Source organism: Methylobacter arcticus (assembly GCF_050917435.1).
GTDB lineage: Bacteria > Pseudomonadota > Gammaproteobacteria > Methylococcales > Methylomonadaceae > Methylobacter_A > Methylobacter_A titanis.
Map to the genome: position 1 here is coordinate 858,875 of NZ_CP159583.1, position 17,452 is coordinate 876,326.

The following is a 17,452-nucleotide window of genomic DNA, read 5'->3' on the forward strand; positions in this document are numbered from 1 at the left end:
ACTATCGTGCAGACACTTAGGCGTAGCGACGAGGGTTGCCAGCTATTTAATCTGAAAGTCGGATAAATACGGGTCAAAAAAATAATTGTACAAATTTTGGTCAATTCGTATAATATACACATCACGGGGGCGACATGGCTTCGACGTGGGTAGCAAAACCTTAAGTGCATGCCGAGGACAGTACACCTCGTAAAATCTACTGAAACTAAAGTATTCGCAAATGACGAAAACTACTCAATGGCTTTAGCTGCTTAAACACAGCACCATTCCTTTGACCATCTGTGCTTATGCGGGTGGAGTTTTTAGTACCTTTGTCGCATCGGTTCCTACCGATTGCGACACTTCCGCCATCCGTGGCAGTCGTAGGTATGAGAGGCGCTCAGAGGTCATCTACATAAGATCGCGCTGAAGTCTGTCCGGTATGGATGCGCTAAAACCTTACGGAATCGCTGGTGATTTTCTTGGCCCGACGGGTAGTCACTAGCTAAATTAAAGAGCGGGATAAGCATGTAGACCTTGTGGCGGAGTACTTGCGGACGGGGGTTCAATTCCCCCCGCCTCCACCAATTACTAAATCGATAAGATATAAGAAGATATAGAAACCCGCAAGTCGAAAGGCTTGGCGGGTTTTTTATTGCGCAGAGAAGGGTAATAAAAGGCATGTCGCAAATCAAAGGGGGGGTAGTCAGCTTGATTTAAAATCTTAGCTTTGTATTGATGAAGCTGGGCTTTTTTCCAGTGGCGTCCATAAATAGTCTCACTATAGCTACAATGCTTACTGGGACTAAATCGTGATAATAAAGTGACAGGCATAAAAAAAAGCCTAGGTGAAAAACACCTAAGCCTTTGATATATTTGGAGCTGGCGATGGGAATCGAACCCGCGACCGGCTGATTACAAATTACCCGGTCTTATGTTTTGTAGCTATTGATATTGCTGAGTGTTGATAGCGCAGGCCTTGTTATTACTGGGTTTCAATAATTCTGTACATTACTCAAGATTTCTTTAAAATACTAAATACACGGTTTAAAGGTTGCCCCGAGGTTGCCCCGGATTTTTAGGATAAAAGGCCATGACAGAATTAATCAACTTCACTCAAGATAGAATCAGGAACCTATCCGCACCCACAGATAAAGATCGAGCCGACTATTATGACTTAGGTTGTCCAAAGCTAATATGTAGGCTTAGCAGCACAGGGAATAAATCTTTTGTCGTTCTCAAGAAAACAGCAGACGGAAAAACCAGACGAATTACTCTAGGTCGGTTTCCTGATTTATCAGTAAGTGAAGCCCGAAAACTGGCGCAGGCGGCTTTGACTGATTTAGCCAATGGCATTAACCCAACCGAAGAAAAACGCAAGCAGCGATTTAGGAATATTACACTTGCAGATTTGTTTGATAGGTATCTGGCGGATAAGTCAGAACTCAGGGAAGCATCGGTAAAAGACTACACCAAAATAATGAACTCGCCTTATGGCTTCTCCGATTGGTTAAAAAAGCCTATTAATGAAATTACCCGTGATATGGTGCTGGCGCGCCGGAAACAGTTTACCGGTGGCGCTGATAATAAAATGCGCGTGTTACGACTCTTGATGAATTATGCCATTGCCTTAAAAGCCATTGATGAAAATCCGGTCGATGTTATGCGCGATGGCAGTCTATGGGCAAAACCAACACGCAGGAAGCGCATGATACCCAGCGATAATTTAAGAGATTGGTATAACGCAGTTTTGCATCTGGAGAATGAGCAGGCCAAAGTCTATTTATTGCTTTTGTTGCATACCGGTTTGCGAGATCAGGACGTTCGTTATCTGGAATGGAAGGACGTAGATTTTAAAAACGATTGCTTCATTGCCAGAGACACAAAAAACCATAGTGACTTTACTGCATACATTGCACCACAGATCAAACCGTATTTAAGAGCCTTACAGGATAAAACCGGCAAGGGGCGCATTGTCTTTCCTGGCGGAAATGTAGATGGCGTTATGGATGTTCCGCGCAAGCCGATAGCGCAAATCTGCAAAAAGACAGGTGTTACATTCAGTAGCCACGATTTAAAACGCACATTCTTGACTATTGGTGAAGCGGCGATGATACCGTTTAGCTTGCTCAAAGCATTGGCAAATCATCAAACTGATGGCGACGTTACCGGCGGCTATTTGAACCCGGAAGCTAACACAATGAAAGCAGCAACTTTTAAAATTGCTAATGAGATTCAAGATCGCACTAAGCCTGACGATGAAAATATCCAGTCATTAAAAATTGGTTGATGACATATCCCTTAATATAATGATTTTTCACTTTAGATAAGGCGTTACATTGCAAATAACAAACGAACAAAAAACTATCGAACTACATCATAATGTCATGCTCTGGATTCATGGCAATAGGCACTTATCCTTTGAAGAAATAACGTCAACGGTACAGCGCATGCTCAAAGGTGCAGAGCCGACAGTATTACTGCGTTATGCTGCCTATTCATTCGTATTTCAGGACTTGCTCACTCAAAAAATAGAAGCCGACGACGAGGTATCTAGCGCTCATAGCGAACTGGAGATTCACCGCAAGGCCGAGGACAAAGAAAGGCGTGTGAAAGATTTAATCACTGAAAAAATGGTCGAAGTAACTATGGATTATTTTAAAATAGTAGCAATGCAACGAAAAAATGCTACTGGTAAACGTGGTGAAAATTTTAAGATTGTCGAAAGCAAGTTGAAACAGCATTGGCAAAATCATATCAACCACGACAAAAAAGCGACAGAGGCGGCTATTCTGCTAGAAAAGACAGGCATTTATAAAGAATCTAAACCCCAGCCTAAACGGGCGACATTAGAAAAATACGTCCGTGAATGGCAAGCAGAGCAAAAATGACTTCTCATTTTACGGCGTAAAATATGACTTTACGCCGCAAAACAACTATATCTTTGTTATTCAACAAGTTATCGTATTATATTCCTCAAACAAGCCAGATAATGATCGCACTTTCTACAACAAGAGCAGGAATTATCAAAAATGGCACAACAAACCTTATCTTTTAGCGACGACGTATTAGCCACTCCAGCAGAAGCCGCAACCCTAATCAGAATCAATGCAGCGACGCTCCAGAAATGGCGGTCAACTGGCGAGAACAACATCCCCTATATAAAGATAGGTCGTAGCGTTCGTTATCGTGTAAGCGATTTACGCGCTTATGTTGAGCGTCATGTTGTTGGAGGCTGAGATGCCTACATTTGATTGTTGCTATTTTGTTCATGCACTGTCAATAAATAGTGGACAATGCAGGTAAAACGCGGCTTGCCCCTTTGTTTTACTGGGCTGAATGAAAAAATAAAAATAACTGTTGACATCAGTCTCGTTGTGTGACTTGACAGCTAGGTTTTTGATGATGTAGAATAGTCCTGTGTTCTGGGATATATTCAGAACGCAAAAAAAACCCCATAAGAGATTTCTCAGGATCTCAAACAGGGTTTTTTAGAATCATTTTTTACTTTAACAAAACAACCATTCGACGGGTTTTAGAGTTTTGATAAAGTGGTGCTGATCGTATTATATCAAATCAGTCAGCGTTATTCTAGTGCATGTATTTTGTCATGTACAGTAATATTTTTTATTGCCTGAATAATACATCACCCGCTTAATTCAATACTTTGAAAATCCTGAACAAAACAGGAATTATTCAAATGTCAAATGTTACAACAGAAAAACCACTATTAATTATTCCCGCTGCATTGCTAGCTGGAAGCGCCGAACTCACTGTAAGGCGGGCGGTGCATATGCAAAAAATCAAAGCACAACTTGAAAAGATCAATGGAAAACCGACTTGGGTTTTAGATCGCCAGAGTTTTGATGATTGGCTGGCGAAAAGAAAAAACCGTAAAATTCAAGGCGGTATCTGATGCCCGCGTTATTTTTATACGCGCATGAAGTTGTATATATAGCCGAAGTTGCAGCGATGTTGATTCTGATGATTGGGGCAATTTATGCTTAATGCCACAGCAAAAAAAACCCGTGGGCGGGAAGCTAAAACATTCGAACCATCAGAGTTAATCGAATCGGATGCTTTAATAAATTCCTTAAAACAATATAAACCGCATTTTACCAAAGGTCAGTTTGCCAAAGCCGCTGGAGTGCAGTTCGCTTCATTCTACCGTAAGCGACCATTACCAGCTAAGCCTACAGCAGCCATTCAGGAAAAAATTAAAAGCATACAGGCAACTAACAATGTTGTCGCATTGTTCGTACCTGATGCAGCGGTTGAATCGGTCGAAGTCGAAGCCCCTGATGCAACGAATCAAGTTAAAGCTGGATTGCTGGCTGTTTGTGAAGATCCATTGGTAAGCTTTACACATATAAAGAGCAAAACCCCCGTATCAAAACGCTACTACATTGAAAATCGCGTTATCAAAAAAGTAGCGGCTGCACAATGTTGCAACGGCTCGGCCAAGCGAGTGACTATACCTTTTTCTGACTTTGCAAAGCAATTGCCGATATATGGTTCAAATGAAGCAATAAGCATTGGCGTACCGCTTCCACAATATCCCGATAAAGTCGGCCTTGATCTCAAAGGAAAGGAACGACCAGACCGGAACATTATATCGCGCTCAAAAGACTGTTTTTGCTTTAGTGCCAACGCGCTTGCTTTATTAGATTATGACCCAAGCGAATACGCGCCACGGCCATACACGCAAGAAAGTTTTATCAATGCTTTGGTGTCTGTCCACCCTGAAATCAGGCAGGCGGCGCAGGTTATACGTGGATCGCTATCCGCTGGCGTTCACCTTGAAGGCGAACCACCCAGAGAAGGAACAGGGTTTCATTTAAACATGCCGTGCGTGAATGGCGAACAGTTGCGTGAATATACCGATATTCTGGCTAAGCGTCTGTATATTGCCGGACACGGTTATATCGCATTGTCGAACAATGGCAGCTGTTTGGTGCGTACCTGCATCGATGCCAGCGTGAGCAGTCCTGAACGGCTAGTCTTTGAAGGTAAGCCAGAATTAGGTGAAGGCTTACAGTACACACCGCCTGTAATTACCTACACGGCAGGCACATCGTTAGATTTAGCTACCCTCAAGCCGTTATCCGATGCAGAAGAAGCTCAATTTGCAATGATGGTCACGATGAACAAGGCGGCGATAGCAGCACAAAGCATTGAAAAGCGCAAGGTCTGGGCAGACAACCGCATAAGCGATATGGTCGCAAAAGGTACAGCACCGGAAAAGGCCAAACAGATCATTGAGCAGATGGTTGCCGGTGGCTTTAAGGACTTGTACGGCGATTTTTTGTTAGATTTTGGTAATGAAGTGGTCACTGTTAGCGAAGTGCTTAGATCCCAAAAGAAATACGACGGGCGGTCTTTGGCTGATCCCATCGAAGGGGCTGAGTATGGTACTACTACAGCGATATTCTACTCCAATAAAGAAGCAAAGCCTCAGATCCATTCGCAAGCACACGGCATTGGCACTACGTATTTTTTGCACCATTCCAAAAGCATCAATGCCATCAATGGCGAACTGGAAACCCGCGAAGATTATGAGATTGCATTAGAGATACACGTTGAAAAGTTCAACCAGAATCAAGCTTCTGTCTTATACGGCGGCCACAACATGGTTTGCCGTCGTTCAAAAGACAAAGGCGACAATGGTCACCATGCGCTGGATTTTATACCGATGAATCAATTTAAAAGTGTTTACGAAAACACTTTGATTCAAACCGGATATAACCTGTACGGCGAACCAGTATTCAAGTCTCATGCGGTCGCATGGCATAAACACTTCAATTCATTATCGTATGTTGGCGGCGTATGTTTTGAACCAGAAAAAACCGTTAGTCCTGACAAATTGAACTTGTGGCAAGGCTTTACCGTTGAACCAGTCGAAAACGATGCGCTGCTTGAAGTGCTGAAATATCACATGCTTGAGGTTGTCTGTTCGGGCAATGCTGAACTCTATGACTACCTTGTGCGCTGGATAGCCTACACCTTTCAAAACCCAGCAGAGCCAGCAGGTGCAGCGGTTGTTCTAATAGGTGAAAAGGGCATTGGGAAAAGTTTATTGGGGCAGTTTCTAAAGTCATTATGGGGCAGCCACGGCCTGCAAATAACTTCACCGGGGCTATTGACCGGAAAGCACAATGCTCACCTTCAAAACGTATGCTTTTTATTTGCGGATGAAGCGTTTTTTTCAGGCGATAAAGCAGCGGAAGGCCAGTTAAAAGGATTGATAACTGAGCCTTCATTTACGGTCGAGCCTAAAGGCGTCAATGCCTTCGTGCAGCAAAATTATTTGAAGGTAATGATGGCGACAAATAATACATTTGCCGTGCCAGCGAGTCGAGATGAACGGCGCTATTGTGTTTTTGATGTCAGCAGTAAGCACAGAGGCGACCAGCCTTATTTCAATTCGTTACATGCTTCCTTATCTGCTAAAGAAACAAAACAAGCGTTCCTGCATTGGATGAAGAATGTAGATTTGACCGGATGGCGTACGTCAATGATTCCCGACAGCATTGGTCTACGGTCGCAACGTTATCAATCTATGGGCACGATACAGAAGTGGATTGTTGATGGCTTGCTGAATGGTTCATTCGGCACTCAAGGGCATGGCGATTATTGGCAGACAGAATTGGGCAGCAATGAACTGTTTGCTCAATATGTTACATGGTGTGACACGGCAAAAGTCAGCGAGTACAAGCGGAATGCTCAATGCGTATTAAGCAGTTATTTAGGCAAAGTGTTTGCAAAGAAAATCCACGTCGATGGTGTACGGGGGAAACGTGGTTTTGTGTTCGGTACGTTAGCCGATGCTATAGAAGCTTTTGAGACTTACGAGAAAGTTTCATTATCCGAGCTGGATGATTAGACCTGATACACATGATACAGACTTGATACACTTAAAGCATTGATTTATAAGTAATGTATCACTGTATCAAGTGTATCAGGTAATTATTAATAGAAGAAAAAGAAAAAACTTTTTATAAAAGAATGATTATTTATAAATTAATAATAATCGGATTATGTTTTTTTTGTTTCACTTTTTTTTCTATACGTTTTTTACCCTGATACACCTGATACACCTGATACATTCTTTAATTATCAATGAGTTATTGCTCTTTAACCTGATACATAACCCGATACATGCACAGGTTGCTTGATACAGAAGCCCAGCATTGAACCAATTACCGCCCCCAATACCGGGGCAAAGAGAATATAAACCATGAATAATTTAGAAATAGAAAACCCAGAATCTAATAAACAATTAACAACCATCAGTGACCGCATACTTGCACTTAAAGCCAAAGCAGAGCAGTCAGTAACGCTATGGGATGCAGCACCCGGCTCAACTATTTGCGGGCAATTGTTCAGCAAAAGACAGGTTCAAACTCAATACGCCTTGCAGGATCAATTTATACTAAAAGACGAATCAGGCAATCTCATTGCTTATTGGCTATCAAAATTTATTGAACAGCAGTTGCGTTCTCAATCCGCTAATTATGGCGACCTGATCGCGATTTCATCGCATGGCAAAGCCAAGACAGCGGCAGGCAAAGAATATAACTCTTTTAGTGTTCTAGTGGATCGCGTCAATGGTTGATATTACCGAAGCCCTACGTACTTTGGCCGAAGTTGATAACGACTTCCGGCATCCGGTTAATAATCCCTTGAACCCAGCGCATCGCCTGGCTAAAAAATACTATGCTGAGCTTGCCGATTACGTTTTTAGCGAACTATCAAAACGGCGTGGAGGTCGTGATTACTCAGTATCAAGAAACGCACCCAATCCACCGCGATTGATCGAAACTAGGCCGGGTTTTAAGCCCCCGTAAGCGGCTTAGTTTGAGAGTTGCATAACTATAGATATGCAATCCGTCAGCTTCGATAGCATCGTTAATAAGCTGGTATAATAGCTTAACAAATTGATTTTTAAGGAGATTCTATGCAATCAGCAAGATATAGGCTCAACCAGTACCACAAAGCGGAAAAAGTAAAAATAGGCGTTGCTTATTTTTCAAAACCGCCGGAACCCGTGCAGGAACCGATAGCCATAGATACGGCCGTCACAGCCATGGAACAAACCGCCCAAGCATTTTGGGAGTTGTCACAAATTTATAAAGAAAGAGGATTAAAGTTATGAATAATCAAGATTTATCACATCTTCCAGTTATCGAACGGCTCACAGCCGCTCGAAAACTACAAAGCCCAGTCCTGGACACCAAGAAAAAACCCTCCAAAGTTATTTTGGAACGACTAAACCCTAATAGTCCGACAGACAGATTAACGGCAGCCAGAATGGGGCACGTTTTAAAGCCAGTTCAGCCCAAACAGGCCGAAGAAGTGGCAGGAGCAGGCGGGTTTTTCGATGGTATTGGCTTTGTATCATTCGATTAACCAATAGCATTGCATCAATAACCCCCTAACACGTCGTCACGGGCATGTTAATGGGCTTGTTGGTCTGTTTTAAGCAGAGAATTAGCAGGACACACAACATGAATAAAAATACTAAATTCCTACCCGGACAGTCGGGTAATCCATCAGGCCGAAAGCCGGGAAATGCCAAGGTCTCACGACTACGCGAATTGATAGCCGCCGATATTCCGGCAATCATTGCCAAATTAACAGAATTGGCCTTGGCGGGCGATGTATCGGCGGCAAAGGTTCTGATCGAGCGAACAATCCCTGCACTACGACCGCAAGCCGCGACATTTACACTGGACACAATACCCAGCGACAGCACAGCGACAATCGGCAGGCTAATTATTGATTCTGCATTGAGGGCAGATATTCCAGCAGATGCGGCGAATATGTTACTTTCTGGATTGGCTAGTCAGGTTCGTATCGAGGAATATACAGAATTGACTGAACGCATTGCCGCGCTGGAAGCCGGGGGCTCGCATGGTTAGTTCTACATTGGCGAAACGCATAAAATCATTGGAATTATTGGCAAATCCGAAAGAACCAATGCTTATTTTGCATTGCTGGGAGCAGCCAAGCATTGAACAACTGGCACAAATAGAAGCCGCTGAACGCACAGGACGTAGAGTTATTATGTTTGGCGGTCGGTATGCTTGGGCGTGGGTGAGCGGTTCTGATGACAAGCCGTGGCTTTGTGATAATTCAGACTATGATTTTATCGGGAAGGTAGCGGCGTGAAGAATATATCGCTTCGCTTGCTGAAATTAGAGCAGGCACAACCACAAAGCCAAACATGTATGCCGCTAAATTATTTCTACGGACAACCTGCAAGTCCAGTTAGGCTAATTACAGGCCAGACGTTGAGCGACTTCTATAACCAACACAGGAAAACAAATGGGTAGCCTTCAATCAAGAATTAAAGTATTAGAGACTCGATTATCGCCAAAAATATCAAAACCGATATTAATTTTCGATGCGACAAGCGATGAATGCGAAGTGTTCGATGAAATCTTGACTCGTGGAGATGGCGAGTCAAGAGCCGACTTCTACGAAAGAATTACAGCTGTTTATGATGCTGCTCCCGGCTTGGGCTTGGTTATCGCTATCCATGCAGCAGAGGAATATTCCGACGATGGCTTATAAATCTTTAGCCTATCGGCTTGCCGGTCTGGAAAGCAAGATGAAAAGGGTATTATTGCCTTTGGTGATTATTTATCGTGGTAGTTCGGGATTAAGCCAAGAGCAACAATGTCGCATCGACGCAGCCAAAGCAGAAAACAGACCAGTTAGGCTAATAAAAACGTGTATCGTTAATGAATAATTTCCCGCGAGTATTAAACGCCCATATAGACGAGATCCCGCCCGGCGCTGTCTGGGTTGATCGCCGTAGTCCATACGGGAATCCATTCAAACTTGGCATTGACGGCGACTTCGAACAGGTCAAAGAGTTGTATATTAATTATCTGCTTGCTAACCCTGCCTTGATCGCGGATATTCGACAGAATCTTAAGGGAAAGTCGCTTGTCTGTTGGTGTGTTCCAGATCAGCGTTGCCACGCTGAAATCTTAATCCTCATAGCAGGTGATCCGAACTTCAAACTGGATTCACTACTATGAGGACAGCAACTACTTTTAGATCGACAGCCTTTTGTACGCTTCGCCGACTACCAATATGGCGGCGTATGTTTTATTCTAACGGTCAAATCAATATAAGGATGAACTGCATAAACTAAACAGACTTAGAATCAACCTGTAAAATATTAAGGACATTTCATGAGAAAAAACACATTTGTTGAGGAATATAGTGAATAGCGATTACAGCATAGGGTGGATGTTTCTGTTCTTGGCGATAGCAGTCATTGTTTATTTCATACCAAATTGGATTGCTTGCGCTAGAAAACATCATAATGCCAATGCAATATTTGTAACAAACTTGCTACTCGGTTGGACAGTCCTCGGTTGGGTTGCGGCATTGATATGGTCATTAACTTCAGTAACAGCCGAAACGTCGAAAAATACTGAAAAACGATCAGAATCAAAGCAATGCCCATTTTGTGCGGAAACGATTAAACAAGAAGCGATAATATGTAGGTACTGCAATAAAGAATTAACAGAGCTAAGAACAAATTCATCATAACTCGATAAATACTTCGCTGTTTTTCATAACTGCAATAATCAAAGCCGGTTTAACACCGGCTTTTTTGCGTTTAAAGACCAGGCAATAAAAAACCCGCTCGGGGCGGGTGCGTGGTATGCATTAAGAATCTATTTCTCTAATGACGAAATAATGAGGTTCTTTTTATCATTGTCTATGGTCTTAGCAATTTTTACAGCCGCCTTAATTTGATCCTTAATAGCTGATGAGATATTTCCCTTAATGGCGGCTGGGTCAGCCATTAGCTCTTTAATTACGTCCTCGCGCTTTATCGAAAAAATCTCATGACAGGCAATATGTGAGTCATGATGCAGGAAGTTATGACTGTCAGAATCAATAGATACTTGGCATTGTAGAAGATGAGGCCTTTTCAAGATGAAGGGATTGATTTCTGAATTTACCAAGAAAGATAAATATTCTGGATCGTCAGTTGCAACAAGGACAAGAAATTTCGGTTTAGTTATGCTGCTTAGCTTTACCTCGAGCCTAACTACGCAGCCGGGTTTAAGAGCGCCCTCGATAATAGGGCGCGTTAACTCAAGCGGAAGGCATGATCCGAAAGAAGCCACTAATGTGCATGAATGTAATTAGATACTTCTTCATAGTTGTGTAGCGTAGAAACTATGTCATCAATACTTATGGTGTCGTTTCTATTTGACGCTTTCCAAGCGGCATCATGTGTAATGTCGGTAAGCTCACCAAAGCTTTTATCCCCATATTCATAAATAGCTTGCTTGATACATTCAACTTCTGATTCTGATAGCAAGTCCATATTACAATTACGCTTGGCTTCTATGACCCACCCGTTAACGCCAATGGCTTCTTGAATCATCTCATCCCAGTCAACATCAATCGACACACGCTTATCGGGAACCTTCATCATGTCATAAATTGCTGACGGTACTGGCCCGTATTGCATAGCGATATATCGATCACCACAAATGAGACGACCATAATCTTGCAGGTGCAGTTTGTCCGCCAAGTAAAGCATTTTTGATATGCTATGACGAGTTGCGTCAGGTAAGCTACTTGCTATAAAAACAATAACTTCCAAAGCTTTATCGCGGTCAAAATGTTTTATATGGACTGACATTGTATTCTCCTGTCTAAGTCTATTGTGCCTACTTAGTATAGCCTATTCAATTTCTCTCTGCCAAAAACAACCCACATAGAAATTCACTGCTATAGGCTCACATAAGAGTTGTTAAGTTTTGTGAGTCTATAGCAGAAAGTGAAAGTCAGGCAGTTTTCACCGCCTGTACTCTATTGAACGGCATAATAAAACCGGGCGGGTAACACTGGCTTTTTTATGTAGCACATTATATTTGAGGGCTTTTTGGCTCAATCAGCTTACCAATTGCATTATTATTGGTTTTTAAATTTCTTTGGTGGAATTTGGCATTTTTCAATATCGCCTCCACATCTAAGTATAGTTGCACCGCCTACTACCCACGCACTAGAGATTGGTGAGTCTTCATGGGTACACCAGTATGTTGTTAGAATTTGGTAATCCGATTGCTGTTGATTTGAGTTTATCTCGTTACTCGGCATACCTTTGCTGTCTTTGTTAAAGAAAGGACATTTGCTCATTAGCTTTAGCTCCTCGATTTTTTGGTTGCATGATGCTTTGGTGACCGGCAATCGTTGCGGTCAGTTTTAATAAAGATTCTTACTTGTCATTACTGGAGAATACTTTAGATTGAGTTTCAAAGTTGCCCAGAGGTTGACCCAAAAATAACAGGCAATAAAAAAGGCCTTAGATTTGCATCTAAGGCCTTGATATTCTTGGAGCTGGCGATGGGAATCGAACCCGCGACCGGCTGATTACAAATCAGCTGCTCTACCGACTGAGCTACACCAGCTAAGAAGCGAGTATTATACACAATAATTTTGCTTTGCCTAGTCCTTTTAAGGATTATTTTTGTTTTTTCCCTGTTTATTTTTGTTGATCGAATACGATTTGCTTTTTCCCTCGCGATTATTGTCCAGTCCGGTGTATTTGGTCTTAAAGCGTTGAATCTTTTCAGGCGTTTCTAGCGTGCCTTTGGGCTGAAAAGTGGGAATCAAATGCTGTTTGCCATTGCCGATTAAATCGCTACGACCCATGTTTTTTAAAGCTTCGCGCAACAACGGCCAGTTCTTGGGGTCGTGATAACGCAGGAAGGCTTTGTGCAGACGGCGTTGCTTGAAGCTTTTGGGTATGGCGATGTCTTTAGCATTTCGGCTGACTTTACGCAAAGTGTCTTTGCCGGAGTGATACATGGCGGTGGCGATGGACATGGGCGAAGGCAAAAATGCCTGCACCTGGTCGGCTCTGAAACCATTACGCTTTAGCCATAACGCCAGATTAAGCATGTCGGTATCGGTAGTGCCGGGATGCGCGGCGATAAAGTAGGGAATCAGGTATTGCTCTTTGCCGGCTTCCTTGGAATACTTGTCGAACATCTCCTTGAAGCGGTCATAAGTACCCATGCCCGGCTTCATCATTTTGGATAGCACGCCTTGCTCGGTATGTTCCGGGGCGATTTTAAGATAGCCGCCGACATGATGGGTGACCAGTTCTTTGACATATTCCGGCGATTCTACGGCTAAGTCGTAACGCAGGCCGGAGGCGATGAAGATTTTCTTAATGCCGGGCAAGGCTCGGGCTCTGCGGTAGAGTTTAATCAGCGGCGTATGATCGGTATTCAAATTAGGACAAATGCCGGGGTAAACGCAGGAGGGCAAACGGCAAGCGGACTCAATTTTTGGATCTTTGCAGGCCAGTCGATACATGTTGGCGGTAGGTCCGCCTAAATCTGAAATATGGCCGGTAAACGCGGGCGAAGTGTCGCGGATGGCTTCAATTTCCCTGATGATGGAATCTTCGGAACGGCTTTGAATAATGCGGCCTTCATGCTCGGTGATCGAGCAGAAGGTGCAGCCGCCAAAACAGCCGCGCATGATGTTGACTGAATGCTGGATCATTTCAAAGGCGGGCACGTTAGCGTTGCCGTATTCTTTATGCGGCACTCGGGAATAGGGCAGGTCAAAGACGCCGTCCATTTCTTTGGTGGTCAGCGGAATCGGGGGCGGATTAATCCACACCTGCCGGGTTCCGTGCAGCTGAATCAACGGGCGCGCATTGCCGGGGTTGGTTTCGCCGTGCATGACTCGCGAGGCGTGGGCATACAGTATTGGGTCGTCCTTTACCGTTTCGTAGGCAGGCAGGCGGATAACGGTTTGTGAGCGCTGCTTTCTGAGCAACAATTTATCAAACTGAATGACTTTTTCGTTGGCATCGCTTTGCTCCGGTTTTTTATCGCAGGCAGGCTGTTCCTGGTACGGGTCGATAGGCACCATCGCCGCGCCCGGTTTATCAATATCGGTGGAATCTTTAACCGCCCAGCCCTCGGGTATTTGTTTGACGAAATGTACGGTGCCGCGTATGCCTTTTAGTTCTGATATAGCTTCGCCGTTAGCCAGGCGGTGGGCGATTTCGACGACTTGGCGCTCGGCATTGCCGTAAACCAGCAGGTCGGCTTTGGAATCGAGCAGCACCGATTTTCTAACCTTGTCCGACCAGTAATCATAATGCGCGATGCGGCGTAAACTGGCTTCGATACCGCCGATGATAATCGGCACGTCTTTGTAGGCTTCGCGGCAGCGGTGCGAATAGACGTTGACCGCGCGGTCAGGACGTTTACCCGCCGCGCCGTCCGGGGTGTAGGCATCATTGGAGCGGATTTTTTTGTCCGAGGTATAACGGTTGACCATGGAATCCATGTTGCCGCCGGTTACGCCAAAAAACAGGTTTGGGCGGCCCAGTTTGCCGAAATCTTTGGCGCTGGCCCAGTCGGGCTGGGAGATGATGCCCACCCTGAATCCCTGAGCTTCAAGCAGTCGTCCAATCAGTGCCATGCCGAAGCTGGGATGATCGATATAGGCATCGCCGGTCACCAGGATCACGTCGCAGGCATCCCAGCCGAGTTCGTCCATTTCGGTTTTGCTCATCGGCAAAACAGGGGCAATGCCGAAGCGTTGCGCCCAGTATTTGCGGTAGCTAAAAAGGTTGGGTTCGGTTGCTAAGGCGGTAGACATTATTTTTGTATCGAGTTGTTGATGACGCTGGAATTGTGTTTGGCGAGCTCTTTTAAATAAGAGATAAATTCAATCTGGTAAAGTTGCTCAAGAATGATGGCTCGGGTTCTTAAATCTTTGATGGAATAAAGTGGAGCCTCTTTGTTAAAGGCCAAGCCAATAATATTACCTCGATCTTTGACCGGAAGAAATAGAATCCGCCAATCGAAAGTTTGTCCCAGCCACAGGGCAACTTGCCGGAATAAGGGTTTATTAACGCCGCCCCAAAGGTTGATGACCAGCATGCCGTCTTTTTTTAATAAAGCTTTGCAGGCATCAAAAAACGCATGATTACAGATGGATGAGGCCATGCCGTCGTGGTCGAACGCATCGATAAACATAAGGCTGTATTGTTCGCTTTGGCTCTCGGTGCGTTGGCGGACATATTTTGCACCATCATCGATGATCACTTTCAGGCGCGGGTCGAGAGGCAGGCCAAAATGGCTGCGCGCTATTTTAACCACGCTTGCCCGGTATTCTATAGCTTTTAAGCGGCATTCCGGGAAATGATGCAGTAGATGCTTGGTTAATGAGCCGCCGCCCAAGCCGATAATCAAGGCGTCGTCATCAAGCGTGGGTTTGAATAATAGCCAGCTGGTCATGGCCTGCACATAATTCAGATGCAGTTTGTCCGGTTCGGCCAGCAGCATGCTGCTCTGCCGGGGGGGCGAGCCGAAGTGTAGCGACCTGACGCCATCCTGCTCGACAACCTCTAAAATGCCGTCATCATCGTGGCTTTCGTGGATAACTCGGCCCTCATATCTATACATAAAGTATGGTAGTTTCTCAAAAGATCAGTAAACCATTATACCGGAGAATAAGGCTTAACTGGTGTGCGTTGATTGGGGCGCTGAGAGGAGTCAGCGAATATGGCGTGATGGAAGCAATTTATTGGTTGTAAAATTGGGTCGATTTTTAAGCTGGAATTGGGTAATAAGCGGAACGGATGTGGCTAATAAGGCGGCTTCTTTCGGAGCGTTTCATTGCCATAGACTTACTCGGTCGTTGTTGTTAATAAGGCTGATGCTGTCTTGGATAAAAGGAGATAAGGCAGGGGTTCAAGAGATTGAACCCCGGCTTGAGGCTAAAACAATCCGGTGATTTTACCGTTATCATCAATATCGATTCTTTCCGCCGCAGGAACTTTGGGCAAGCCGGGCATCGTCATCATGTCGCCGGCAATCGCGACAATAAAGCCAGCACCGTTTGCCAGACGAACATCGCTGATTTCAATGACATGGCCGGAAGGCGCGCCCTTGGCATTCGGGTTGGTTGAAAACGACATTTGGGTTTTCGCCATGCAAATGGGGAACTTGCCGTAATCTACATTCCATGCCGCCAGTTGCGCTTTGACTTTAGGATTTGCGGTGACACTGCCGGCCCCGTACAGCTTGGTAGCGATGGCTTCGATTTTTTCCCAGAGACTCAGGTTTTCGTCGTAGACATAATTAAATTCCGGTTCGCGGTTGTCGACGATGTCGCTGACCACTTCAGCCAGTTCTTCAGCACCGGCGCCGCCTTGCGCCCAATGTTTGGAAACTACGCATGTTGCGCCCAAGTCTGTGCATTTTTGTTGTAACAAGGCGATTTCTGCGTCGGTATCAAAGGTGAAATGATTGACGCACACCACACAAGGCAGCCCGTAATGGTGGGTGATGTTGTGATAATGGCGCTCAAGATTGGTAAAGCCTTGATCCAGTGCGGCCAGATTTTCCTGATTTAATGCTTCTTTAGCCACGCCGCCGTGGAATTTAAGCGCCCTGACCGTAGCCACCAGCACCACGGCAGAGGGTTTAAGTCCTGACATCCGGCATTTAATATCGATAAATTTTTCAGCGCCCAAATCGGCCCCGAAACCGGCTTCGGTCACCACATAATCGGCCAGTTTCAGCGCGGTTTTGGTGGCGGTTACGGTGTTGCAGCCGTGGGCGATATTGGCGAACGGACCGCCATGAATAATCGCGATATTGTTTTCCAGCGTTTGCACCAGATTCGGTTTTATCGCATCTTTTAACAAGGCCGCCATCGAGCCTTGCGCATTCAGGTCGCGGGCGTAAACCGGCGTTACCCGGTCGGATTTATAGCCGATCACGATGCGGCCCAAACGATCTTTAAGGTCTGCCCGGCCGGTCGCCAGACATAAAATCGCCATGACTTCGGAAGCCACCACGATGTCGTAGCCGTCCTCGCGCAAATAGCCGTTGGCAGGGCCGCCCATGCCGACCACGATGTTACGCAGCGCGCGGTCGTTCATATCGACAACGCGTTTCCATTGGATGCGCCGTGGGTCGATATCCAGATCGTTGCCGTGATTGATGTGATTGTCGATCAACGCCGACAGCAGGTTATGCGCCACGCCGATCGCGTGAAAATCGCCGGTAAAATGCAGGTTGATGTCTTCCATCGGCACCACTTGCGAGTACCCGCCGCCCGCCGCGCCGCCTTTTACGCCAAAGCAGGGGCCTAATGAAGGTTCGCGCAGGCACATCATGGTTTTTTTGCCGATGCGGTTCATCGCATCGCCCAGGCCCACGGTGGTCGTGGTTTTGCCTTCACCGGCCGGAGTAGGGCTGATTGCGGTCACCAGTATCAGTTTGCCGTCTTCTTTATCGGACAGGCTGTTGACATACTCAAGAGACATCTTGGCTTTGTAATGACCGTAAGGGTCAAGATGTTCGGCATCGATGCCGTATTGTTCTTTAACCAAGCCGATGATCGGTTTCATGTTGGCTTGTTGGGCGATTTCTATGTCTGACATTGTTTGTTT

General features: G+C 45.1%; 20 protein-coding genes, 1 tRNA gene and 1 other RNA gene. 16 read left to right on the plus strand and 6 right to left on the minus strand.

Annotation, left to right across the window (positions count from 1 at the left end; all coding sequences use genetic code 11):
* Positions 1–125 precede the first annotated feature (125 nt).
* From ssrA to ABXJ76_RS04220, 16 genes are all read left to right on the plus strand, one after another.
* Positions 126–566, plus strand: a transfer-messenger RNA (tmRNA) gene (gene ssrA, locus ABXJ76_RS04145).
* A gap of 506 nt (positions 567–1,072) precedes the next feature.
* Complete coding sequence (locus ABXJ76_RS04150; RefSeq protein WP_432744370.1) at positions 1,073–2,269, plus strand: tyrosine-type recombinase/integrase; 1,197 nt, start codon at positions 1,073–1,075, stop codon at positions 2,267–2,269.
* 49 nt (positions 2,270–2,318) lie between these two features.
* Positions 2,319–2,870, plus strand: a complete 552-nt coding sequence (locus ABXJ76_RS04155) for a hypothetical protein (protein WP_432744372.1) — start codon at positions 2,319–2,321, stop codon at positions 2,868–2,870.
* Between the two features lie 141 nt (positions 2,871–3,011).
* Positions 3,012–3,218, plus strand: coding sequence for a helix-turn-helix domain-containing protein (locus tag ABXJ76_RS04160; protein ID WP_432744375.1), 207 nt, complete (start codon positions 3,012–3,014; stop codon positions 3,216–3,218).
* Positions 3,219–3,679: 461 nt separating this feature from the next.
* Entirely contained in the window at positions 3,680–3,895 is a 216-nt protein-coding gene (locus ABXJ76_RS04165) for a hypothetical protein (RefSeq protein ID WP_432744378.1), read from the plus strand.
* Between the two features lie 84 nt (positions 3,896–3,979).
* On the plus strand, positions 3,980–6,862 hold the full coding sequence (locus tag ABXJ76_RS04170; protein ID WP_432744380.1) for a primase-helicase family protein: 2,883 nt from the start codon (positions 3,980–3,982) through the stop codon (positions 6,860–6,862).
* A 354-nt stretch (positions 6,863–7,216) separates the two neighbouring features.
* Positions 7,217–7,594 carry a hypothetical protein gene (locus tag ABXJ76_RS04175; protein ID WP_432744382.1) on the plus strand — a complete coding sequence of 126 codons (378 nt, stop codon included), beginning with the start codon at positions 7,217–7,219 and terminating at the stop codon, positions 7,592–7,594.
* A complete protein-coding gene (locus ABXJ76_RS04180; RefSeq protein ID WP_432744384.1) occupies positions 7,587–7,826 on the plus strand; it encodes a hypothetical protein in 240 nt (79 codons plus the stop codon). Before ABXJ76_RS04175 ends, ABXJ76_RS04180 begins: the two co-directional genes overlap by 8 nt.
* Before the next feature lie 110 nt (positions 7,827–7,936).
* The gene (locus tag ABXJ76_RS04185; RefSeq protein ID WP_432744386.1) at positions 7,937–8,134 is read left to right on the plus strand and encodes a hypothetical protein; all 198 of its coding nucleotides are present in this window, start codon (positions 7,937–7,939) and stop codon (positions 8,132–8,134) included.
* Positions 8,131–8,388 (plus strand): hypothetical protein, encoded by a 258-nt coding sequence (locus ABXJ76_RS04190; protein ID WP_432744389.1) that lies wholly within the window; start codon positions 8,131–8,133, stop codon positions 8,386–8,388. Before ABXJ76_RS04185 ends, ABXJ76_RS04190 begins: the two co-directional genes overlap by 4 nt.
* A gap of 98 nt (positions 8,389–8,486) precedes the next feature.
* Positions 8,487–8,900, plus strand: a complete 414-nt coding sequence (locus tag ABXJ76_RS04195) for a DUF5681 domain-containing protein (protein WP_432744391.1) — start codon at positions 8,487–8,489, stop codon at positions 8,898–8,900.
* The gene (locus ABXJ76_RS04200; protein ID WP_432744394.1) at positions 8,893–9,150 is read left to right on the plus strand and encodes a hypothetical protein; all 258 of its coding nucleotides are present in this window, start codon (positions 8,893–8,895) and stop codon (positions 9,148–9,150) included. Before ABXJ76_RS04195 ends, ABXJ76_RS04200 begins: the two co-directional genes overlap by 8 nt.
* 156 nt (positions 9,151–9,306) lie before the next feature.
* Positions 9,307–9,555: a hypothetical protein gene (locus tag ABXJ76_RS04205; RefSeq protein ID WP_432744396.1), complete on the plus strand. Its 249-nt coding sequence runs from the start codon at positions 9,307–9,309 to the stop codon at positions 9,553–9,555.
* On the plus strand, positions 9,545–9,733 hold the full coding sequence (locus tag ABXJ76_RS04210) for a hypothetical protein (protein WP_432744399.1): 189 nt from the start codon (positions 9,545–9,547) through the stop codon (positions 9,731–9,733). The genes ABXJ76_RS04205 and ABXJ76_RS04210 overlap by 11 nt, the downstream gene beginning before the upstream one ends.
* Positions 9,726–10,028, plus strand: coding sequence for a DUF4326 domain-containing protein (locus ABXJ76_RS04215; protein ID WP_432744401.1), 303 nt, complete (start codon positions 9,726–9,728; stop codon positions 10,026–10,028). The genes ABXJ76_RS04210 and ABXJ76_RS04215 overlap by 8 nt, the downstream gene beginning before the upstream one ends.
* A 187-nt stretch (positions 10,029–10,215) precedes the next feature.
* Entirely contained in the window at positions 10,216–10,548 is a 333-nt protein-coding gene (locus tag ABXJ76_RS04220) for a superinfection immunity protein (RefSeq protein ID WP_432744404.1), read from the plus strand.
* 586 nt (positions 10,549–11,134) lie between these two features.
* Here ABXJ76_RS04220 and ABXJ76_RS04225 read toward each other — a convergent pair.
* The 6 genes from ABXJ76_RS04225 to ABXJ76_RS04250 form a co-directional block, all read right to left on the minus strand.
* Complete coding sequence (locus ABXJ76_RS04225) at positions 11,135–11,659, minus strand: Panacea domain-containing protein (protein WP_432744405.1); 525 nt, start codon at positions 11,657–11,659, stop codon at positions 11,135–11,137.
* A 272-nt stretch (positions 11,660–11,931) separates the two neighbouring features.
* Entirely contained in the window at positions 11,932–12,156 is a 225-nt protein-coding gene (locus tag ABXJ76_RS04230; RefSeq protein ID WP_432744407.1) for a hypothetical protein, read from the minus strand.
* A gap of 196 nt (positions 12,157–12,352) precedes the next feature.
* A tRNA-Thr gene (locus ABXJ76_RS04235) sits at positions 12,353–12,428 on the minus strand.
* Positions 12,429–12,474: 46 nt separating this feature from the next.
* Positions 12,475–14,646, minus strand: a complete 2,172-nt coding sequence (locus tag ABXJ76_RS04240; RefSeq protein ID WP_432744409.1) for a YgiQ family radical SAM protein — start codon at positions 14,644–14,646, stop codon at positions 12,475–12,477.
* Positions 14,646–15,455 (minus strand): spermine synthase, encoded by an 810-nt coding sequence (locus ABXJ76_RS04245; RefSeq protein ID WP_432744412.1) that lies wholly within the window; start codon positions 15,453–15,455, stop codon positions 14,646–14,648. The genes ABXJ76_RS04240 and ABXJ76_RS04245 overlap by 1 nt, the downstream gene beginning before the upstream one ends.
* Positions 15,456–15,769: 314 nt before the next feature.
* Positions 15,770–17,443: a formate--tetrahydrofolate ligase gene (locus ABXJ76_RS04250; protein ID WP_432744414.1), complete on the minus strand. Its 1,674-nt coding sequence runs from the start codon at positions 17,441–17,443 to the stop codon at positions 15,770–15,772.
* Positions 17,444–17,452 lie beyond the last annotated feature (9 nt).